Consider the following 8,245-nt stretch of genomic DNA (forward strand, 5'->3'; position numbering starts at 1 on the left):
GATATCAAAATACTTTTGGCAACAAGTATGACTCAATTGTAAGTGCATCCAAAAATAACTTTTTTACTTGTATTTGGATTTCATAGTAAATCATTTAATGAATAGGCTGCCTTCAAAACCTAAAGCCAAGTAATCACAAGGAGCAACCCTTAACTCTGTGGAACAAATAAGATCTTTTTCTCTATTAGAAATAATAGATAGTAAAATGTGATTTATAGTCTAATTTTGTTTGAGGTATACTTATTATTTATCTCCTTTGAATCCCAATAAGCCTGCTGTAATGCCTGCATAACAGCATCTTTCTCTGCTTCTGATAATTCACAGCTAGTAAATAAACCTTTTATTTCAGCAACTAATTCGTGAGTTTTTTTTGGACATTGAATATCGTATTTTTCTTTGGTTTCTCCAATAAATTCTTCATCTTCTGTGAGTAAATAATTTACGTCAATATGAAAACAGTCTGCAAGGATAGCATATATTTCTCTTCTTTTGGGGTAGCTTTTCCCAGTCTCATAGCTGATTACTGTGCGTAGTGAAACATCAAGTTGTTTTGCTAAGTCCGTTTGTGTAAGCCCTTTATCCTTTCGCAAATTTTTAACTTTCTCTCCAAACTTCATATAATCCTCCTAAAATGTAAAGCGAAATATCACGAAATATGTTGTATTGTATTGACAAATAAAGGAAATCTTCATATAATGATTTATATGAAGATAAACTGCACAATAATATTACTTTAATCTTCATGCTTTGTCAATCAATTTAACGATATGGGGGAGTATTACTGATCATAAAGTATACTAATTAAAAACGGAGGTCTGCTATGAGAGTTACCAGAACAATGAGAAATATTTCGCTTATGTATGAAGGCATGAATCTTGATGAAGAGCAAGTTTTTCATAAGTCTAAGTTGCTGTTGGATATTTATCGTGATGTTGTATGGAAAACTCTGAAAGAGGTCGAATACATAAAAGATGTATGTGAATCTTATTATAGCAATGATTTAAATGCTGCGTTAACATATTTATCTGACTTTGCACCATCAGAGCAAAGAGCGGACTTCAAGGATAGGGTTTCATATATATTTGAAACTTCATGGATGATTGAACTTATTGATACAGCAATGATTAAAATATATGATTACCCTGTGCACGGAAAGCTCTATCATGAAATATTATCAAATTGCTATATAAATTCTAACACACTAAACGAACATGAATTGCTTGAATGCTTATTGATGGAAAGAACAAGCTTTTATGTAAGAAAAAAAGAAGCAATTAAGTTATTTGGAGTTGCGCTTTGGGGGTATGCACTTCCAAAATATAAGTCTGTTTTAACTAACAACTTCGGAGAAGAAGATAATAATAGCTTCTTTAAAAAAGAAGATGAAATTCAGACACAGTGCGAACTTAGTGCATACTAACCACGTACTGACTTTGAACATTGCATAACTTATAATCTGTATTGTGGGATGGGTACGAAATTAATTAGTAAATAACCTCGACTGTAAAAAGTCGGGGTTTTTTTATACCCATTTTTCATAATACGGCAGTTAGAGAGTCGGGAGTAACAGAAATGTTATTCTCGGCTTTTTTTGTGCCCATTTTTAGGAGGGAAAATGGATAAGTCCAATCGTTTGTTTCGGTGTCGCTCTCCACCTTTCCGATTTTGATTTGAGATATTTCAAAATTTAGAAGCGGAGGGAAGCAAATGGCGGCAAATAAAAGGATACCAAATTATAAAAAGATGTATCCAAGTGCAAATGATGAAGTTATAAAGGTTCTAAAACAAGGGGCAAGAAAAGCTATTTACCAAGAGTATGACTTAAAGTGTGAAACTTTTATAGTAGATGAAGCCCAGGAAAATGTTTATTTTGTTCCAAGCAGAGAGGATTCATTAGAGCGTTTAATGGAATCGGGAGTACAATTCTGTGATGAGGGAGCCACTGTGGAAGAATTAGCAATCGAGGAAGTTATGATTGAAATGCTTCTTGCAAATTTAAAATTTCTTACCTTGGAAGAGCTGGAGCTGATAAATGCTCTTTTTTATGAGGAAAAAAGTGAACGTGAATACGCAGAAAGATTAGGGGTTTATCACAATGCGATACATAAGAGAAAGAAAAAAATTATAAAAAAACTAAAATATTTAATGACAAAATAATTTTCTGGGTGTGCACCCCCCCTCACTTAGCGTTGAAGTAAGTGAGGGGGATTTTTGTTCTCTCAAAGTACCTTGAAAATTAAATATCCGATTTCATAAATACATTAGCTGATAAGCCTTAGTCGGAAAAGCAACTGTGAAAGATGCGCTGTGACCTCCTGTAAAATCAGAAAATCCATGAAGATGGATTTTTTCTTCTGAATTTTATAAATGCAGCCAATATAAGGAGCGAGCGGGTTCGTCTGTTCATGAAACAATTCATAGTGGATTGTATTGCCATAACCTTATCCAGCCTATAATGATACTTCTGTCCAGCCACAGACATCGCAATGGGGGCAGCCTGAAGAGATCCTGCAGGAGGTGAGATTCCTATGATGAGAATTAACTACTCTCAGTTTATGTAAATCGCCCAGTACTTGGGAAGTAGTGTCCAATAAAGTACAAAAACAAAAATAACTGACTTAATGTCAGAAGTAATGGGGATTACCTATGCTTTATCTGCTTTTGCAGTTGCAAGTCAAACAGCGGTAATCCCTATTTTTGTGGTATTAAGAAAAACTATATGGGGATGGGGGAAAAGAATATGGATTTAATGGAAATAGGGGCTGAAGAGGCAAAAGAGCATGAAATGACAATAGAACAATCTGAAAATGAAGTGCACTATAAAATGTCGCTTAAGTTTCTTGACATTCTTAAGAGAAAAGGCATCGTTTCTGATGTTGAGTATGCACAAATCGATGAACTAAACCGCCAATCCTTTTCTCCATGCCTTGCAAAAGTATATGTGTAATAACACTTGATATTATAATTGCTTTGGGGTATTGTGTGTTACGAACAGCGAGATTACTGATGGGAAAGGAGGAAAACTCATGACCAAAATGGTTAAAACGATAGAACCTGTAAGGCAGAAAGTCTTGAAGGAATTAAGACCAAAGAAAAGAGTTTGTGCCTACTGCAGAGTCAGTACCGATAGTTCAAAACAACATACTTCCTATGTTGCTCAAACAAAATACTATAAAGAATATATTGAAAAACGAGGAGAATGGGAATTTGCTGGAATATTTGCAGATGAATCAAGCGGTACTAAGGTAAAAAATCGGGATGAGTTTGGTAGAATGATTAGGGAATGTGAGAAAGGAAACATCGACCTTATCATTACAAAATCCATCACAAGGTTTGCCAGAAACACCGTAGACAGCATCGAGACAATTCGAACGCTGAAAGCTCTTGGGGTTTCGGTATATTTTGAAAAAGAGAATATCATTACTATGTCGGAGCAGAGTGAGCAAATGCTGACCATTCTAAGCTCTATCGCCCAAGGTGAATCAGAAAATATATCTACAAATGTTCGCTGGGGTATTCACAAAAGGTTTGGGGATGGCAGTTACATACCAAGCAGTGTGGCATATGGATATGCCAAAGATGAAAATGGTGAGCTTATTATCAAAGAAGATGAGGCTGAAATTATCCGAAAAATTTATAATGAATACTTAAGCGGAAAAGGTAGTTATGCAATCGCCCGAGATTTAACTTGTGACAACATACCCACTATTCGAATAGCAGAAAAATGGAACGAAGGCGTGATAAAGCAGATACTTCAGAACCCAATTTATTCGGGAGAATTGTTGCTGCAGAAAACATATACTACAGATGTACTCCCTTTTACAAAGAAGATAAACCATGGAGAACTACCCATGTACTCCGTGAAAGATAGTCATGAGCCCATTATTACAAAGGAACAAGCAGAAAGAGTTCAAGAAATTTATGAATACCGAAGAATGCAGATGGGCATGAATGACAGCGATAAATACCAAAATCGTTATGAATTCAGTGGTAAGATTATCTGTAAAGAATGCGGTGGAATTTTTCGCAGACAGAAAATTTATATCGGAAAGCCTTACGAGAAGATACAATGGTGCTGTATCAACCATATAGAAAACAGCAGATTGTGTACCTTGAAAGCAGTAAGAGAGGATATAATCAAAGTTGCCTTTCTAACCATGTGGAATAAGCTTGTAAGCAATCATATTGAAATCCTTTACCCACTCTTGGAATCCTTAAAAAAGCTAAGGGTGAATAAAGAACAGGAAGAGGAAATTCTGAGACTAAACAATAAAATATCGGAGTTAATGGAGCAGAGCCATATCCTACATCGAGTGATGATAAAAGGATATATGGACTCTGCTATTTTTATGGAAAAACAGAATGCAATTGACATTGAAATTGAGGAATATAAGAAAAGACGAAATGTTCTCCTTGAGAGTAATGGCTATGAAAAAGAGATTGAGGGAACAAATAGGATACTACAAATCATAAAATACAACCCTGTAATCATGGACGAGTACCAAGAAGAACTGTTTATCCATACCGTAGATAAAGTCTTAGTGGGAAACAGCGGTGATATTACATTTAGACTTATAAATCACCTTGAACTGACGGAATACATTGCAGGAGGTGAAACCAAATATGCAAACTCATATGCCAATAGGCTATGTAATGGTAAATGGTAAAATACAGATAGATAAAGAAAAATTTAAAATTGTAAAAAAGATATATTCTGAATACCTAAAAGGAAAATCTTTAGTAGCTATAGCAAAAGCACTGAGTGAAAAAGAAGTTCCAAATGCAAATAACAAAACCAATTGGACACATAGTGCAGTAGGAAGAATACTGGAAAACAATAAATACAAGGGTGACGAGTTTTACCCTGAATTGATTGATAAAGCCACCTTCGATGAGGTACAAGTCAAGAGAAAACAGAAAGAAAAACAGCTTGGACGCACGGCACAGCCAAACAGCATGAAAAATCAAAACCTATTTTCAAACAAGATATACTGTGGTGAATGTGGCGAACCGTATAGAAAGTACACAGAGCATTCAGGAAAGGCATCAGAAAAGAGTAGGTGGAAGTGCAAAAAATACATATTTAAAAACCGAGTACTATGCAGAAACCTTTTCTATACAGATGAGGAATTAAAATTGGTATTTAAAAGTGCAGTAAATCAGCTTATTAAAAACCAACGACTACTGGATATGCCTCGAAAAAAAGAAACACCTAAAATCAGCAAAGAACGGCGGGAGATAGAAAATCAAATACATCAATTTGAGGAAGATGAAGATTTCTCATCAAAAGAGCTGGCGGTACTCATATTTAAAAGGGCAGAACTTACTTACAGCACTTCCAAGATAGATGACTATGAAGTGCAGACACAGAAAATAAAAGAAATGTTAATTGGTAAAGACCTACTAACGGAATTCCATGAAGAATTATTCAAAGAAATGATAGACAAAATCACCATTTATCAAGACGGCAAAGTGGAAACCCAATTTATAAACGGACTGATAATCAGTGAGATTTTAGAATACAAGAGAAAGGATGAAAAAAATGGCTACACCAAAAAAAATAGTGGCAATCATACCGCCTCAAATGAAATATGACAGACAATTAAGAGTGGAGCAGAAAACACTACGTGTAGCCGCCTACTGCCGAGTAAGCACCTTACTGGAACAGCAGGAAGGGAGTTATGAGGCGCAGGTTGACTACTACACTAATAAAATAAATAGCAACCCAAACTGGCAATGTGCCGGCATCTTTGCTGACGATGGAAAATCAGCAACCCAGACGAGAAAACGTGAAGACTTTAATGCCATGATTAATGCCTGTATGAATGGGAAAATAGACTTAGTATTAACAAAATCTATCAGCAGATTTGCAAGAAATACGGTAGATGCCTTGCAAAATATCAGAAAACTGAAAGAGAAAAATGTGCCTGTGATATTTGAAAAAGAGGGCATCAACACCATGGAAAGCGGTGGAGAATTGCTAATCACCATACTCAGCAGTCAAGCACAAGAGGAAAGCCGAAACATTAGTGAAAATACACGATGGGGGCTAACCAGAAGATTTGAAAACGGAATCATATCGGTGAATCACAAAAAGTTCTTAGGCTACACCAAAGATGAAGATGGAAACCTTGTTGTAGTACCTAAGGAGGCTGTCATTGTAAAAAGGATTTTTAGGGAGTATCTTGAGGGAAACAGTATTGTTCAGATATGTAAAGGATTAGAAAAAGACGGTATTAAGACCGTGACAGGACTTGACCAGTGGCATCCGGGAACTATCGACAAGATGCTCTCAAACGAAAAACTATGTGGTGACGCTCGTATGCAAAAGACCTATACAGTAGATTTTCTCACCAAGAAAAGGGTGAAAAACGATGGTTATATCAGACAGTACTATGTATCAGATAACCATGAGGCGATTATTCCAAAGGAGTTATTCCATCAGGTGCAGGCAGAAAAAGTAAGGCGAGCAAGCTTGAATAAATCGGCGATTACAAGAAAAAAGAATCAGGAGTTAAAAGAGAAAAGCAAATACAGTTCTAAATACATACTGTCGGATTTAATGGTATGTGGGGAATGCGGACATGCCTATCGTAGACAGATATGGTCCAAGTACGGTGATAAATCTGCTGTATGGAGATGCGAGGATAGGCTGAAACAAGGTAAAAAATCAAGATGCCAAAATTCACCTACCTTAAAAGAAGAACAACTACATGATGCAATTATGCAAGCCATAAATAATGTAGTAGAAAATACAGGGGAGTTTATAGACGCATTCCGAGAAAATGTAATAAGAGTTATTGGTAACTACAGCACCAAAGAGGTTACAACCGAATATGACGAACAGATAAAAAAGATTCAAGATCAGATGCTTATACTCATAGAAAATAACGCAAAAGAAGGAGCTGTCAGCGAAGAATTTGACGAAGAGTATAAGAAACTATCGGAACAGATAAATGAATTGAAAATTGCGAAAATAAAGATGGTGCAAGCACAGAAAAATGCAGAAAATTATGTTCAAAGGGTTGAGGAGTTAGACAAAACGATTGGCAATGTTAATCCGCAAGTAAGTGAGTTTGACCAAGACCTTGTAAAAAGACTGATTTCTTCCATAAGGGTACATAAAGGAATGAAACTGGAGATACAGTTCCACTCAGGAATTGTGGTAAAACAAGAAGTGGACTACTATGAATAGGCATTAAAATAGGAGTAGAGTGTTTTCCCTGCTCCTGTTGATTTTTTAACTACTAAGAATAAAGTACTTAAAGTGTTAAGGGTTTTATTGTTGGCGGTTTTGTTATTTTCATGCTAAATATTTGTAAAATGTGTCTTATAACCGAAGAGTTTTATACCATTATCTCGATTAGGAGGCGTCTTTTCGTCAAAAGTAATTTGGATATAAAATATTGCAGAGAACTGACTAAATGAGAACTAACCAATTCTAAGTTGGTGCGATAATCTAAATGCGAGTCAATTTAGAATACAAGCGAAAATAGAATATCACAAAGTTCGAAATAAGCTTGCGGAATTATTATATCCATAATTATCCAAATAAATTAATTGCTAATTTTATGTTAACTTGGAAAATATGTGATATAATTCACTTCGTGTGTTATTAAATTAGATTTTAATTAAAAGGAGTTTATTTGTATGAGGAACAAAATAGTAGCAATTTTCATTTCAATTAGTTTCATATTAGGTAGTTTTTCAGTAGAAATTGCAGCTCAAACTAAATCAGGTGAGGGAACAGAGACGAATCCATACATCATAGAAACAACAGAGCAGCTGAATTCCATTCGGGAAGATATAACAGCGTGTTACAAGTTAGGCAGTGATATTGATTTAAATAACGAAACATGGATATCTATTTCTCAGTTTTCGGGGACGTTAGATGGAGATGGATATGTGATTAGAAATTTGGATACAAAAGGCACAGGAAGTTTCTTTGCGAATTGCCAAGGAACTTTGAAAAATATTGTATTAGAGAATGTAACTGCAACAAATGGAGCATTGGTAGGTAATCTTACTGGAACGGTTGATTCCTGTATTGCAAAAGGAAAAATTAGCATACAAGACGGAGGAGGTCTTGTTGGCTATGCATCAGGTAATGCCTCTGTAAAAAACAGTGGTGTGCAAGGAAATCTTACAGTACAAGGCGGCACTTATGGTGGTGGCTTAATCGGCAATACCTATGGGAGCACTGTAAGTGTGGAAAATTGCTTTGTAACGGGAAATCTTTCAATAA

General features: G+C 35.6%; 7 protein-coding genes and 1 pseudogene. 7 read left to right on the forward strand and 1 reads right to left on the reverse strand.

Annotated elements, in window-relative coordinates:
- Positions 1 to 212 precede the first annotated feature (212 nt).
- On the reverse strand, positions 213 to 617 hold the full coding sequence (locus NE558_RS06505) for a helix-turn-helix domain-containing protein (protein ID WP_256149144.1): 405 nt from the start codon (positions 615 to 617) through the stop codon (positions 213 to 215).
- Between the two features lie 203 nt (positions 618 to 820).
- Here NE558_RS06505 and NE558_RS06510 point away from each other — a divergent pair, with 203 nt between their 5' ends.
- The 7 genes and pseudogenes from NE558_RS06510 to NE558_RS06540 form a co-directional block, all read left to right on the forward strand.
- Positions 821 to 1,420, forward strand: coding sequence for a hypothetical protein (locus NE558_RS06510; protein ID WP_256149146.1), 600 nt, complete (start codon positions 821 to 823; stop codon positions 1,418 to 1,420).
- Between the two features lie 287 nt (positions 1,421 to 1,707).
- Positions 1,708 to 2,157: a sigma-70 family RNA polymerase sigma factor gene (locus tag NE558_RS06515; RefSeq protein ID WP_256149147.1), complete on the forward strand. Its 450-nt coding sequence runs from the start codon at positions 1,708 to 1,710 to the stop codon at positions 2,155 to 2,157.
- 583 nt (positions 2,158 to 2,740) lie between these two features.
- Complete coding sequence (locus NE558_RS06520) at positions 2,741 to 2,947, forward strand: SHOCT domain-containing protein (protein ID WP_256149148.1); 207 nt, start codon at positions 2,741 to 2,743, stop codon at positions 2,945 to 2,947.
- A gap of 79 nt (positions 2,948 to 3,026) precedes the next feature.
- A complete protein-coding gene (locus NE558_RS06525; RefSeq protein ID WP_256149149.1) occupies positions 3,027 to 4,667 on the forward strand; it encodes a recombinase family protein in 1,641 nt (546 codons plus the stop codon).
- Positions 4,624 to 5,595, forward strand: coding sequence for a recombinase family protein (locus NE558_RS06530; protein ID WP_256149150.1), 972 nt, complete (start codon positions 4,624 to 4,626; stop codon positions 5,593 to 5,595). The genes NE558_RS06525 and NE558_RS06530 overlap by 44 nt, the downstream gene beginning before the upstream one ends.
- The gene (locus NE558_RS06535) at positions 5,543 to 7,195 is read left to right on the forward strand and encodes a recombinase family protein (protein WP_256149151.1); all 1,653 of its coding nucleotides are present in this window, start codon (positions 5,543 to 5,545) and stop codon (positions 7,193 to 7,195) included. Before NE558_RS06530 ends, NE558_RS06535 begins: the two co-directional genes overlap by 53 nt.
- Positions 7,196 to 7,650: 455 nt before the next feature.
- Positions 7,651 to 8,245: pseudogene (locus NE558_RS06540) on the forward strand (hypothetical protein); the annotation flags it as partial.

The sequence above is a fragment of the Anaerotignum propionicum genome (genome assembly GCF_024461735.1).
Lineage (GTDB): Bacteria > Bacillota > Clostridia > Lachnospirales > Anaerotignaceae > Chakrabartyella.

Excerpts from the sequence above, each read along its gene's own strand:
- NE558_RS06505 (WP_256149144.1), bottom strand. The coding sequence starts at position 617 with ATGAAGTTTGGAGAGAAAGTTAAAAATTTGCGAAAGGATAAAGGGCTT.
- NE558_RS06510 (WP_256149146.1), top strand. The coding sequence starts at position 821 with ATGAGAGTTACCAGAACAATGAGAAATATTTCGCTTATGTATGAAGGC.
- NE558_RS06515 (WP_256149147.1), top strand. The coding sequence starts at position 1,708 with ATGGCGGCAAATAAAAGGATACCAAATTATAAAAAGATGTATCCAAGT.
- NE558_RS06520 (WP_256149148.1), top strand. The coding sequence starts at position 2,741 with ATGGATTTAATGGAAATAGGGGCTGAAGAGGCAAAAGAGCATGAAATG.
- NE558_RS06525 (WP_256149149.1), top strand. The coding sequence starts at position 3,027 with ATGACCAAAATGGTTAAAACGATAGAACCTGTAAGGCAGAAAGTCTTG.
- NE558_RS06530 (WP_256149150.1), top strand. The coding sequence starts at position 4,624 with ATGCAAACTCATATGCCAATAGGCTATGTAATGGTAAATGGTAAAATA.
- NE558_RS06535 (WP_256149151.1), top strand. The coding sequence starts at position 5,543 with ATGGCTACACCAAAAAAAATAGTGGCAATCATACCGCCTCAAATGAAA.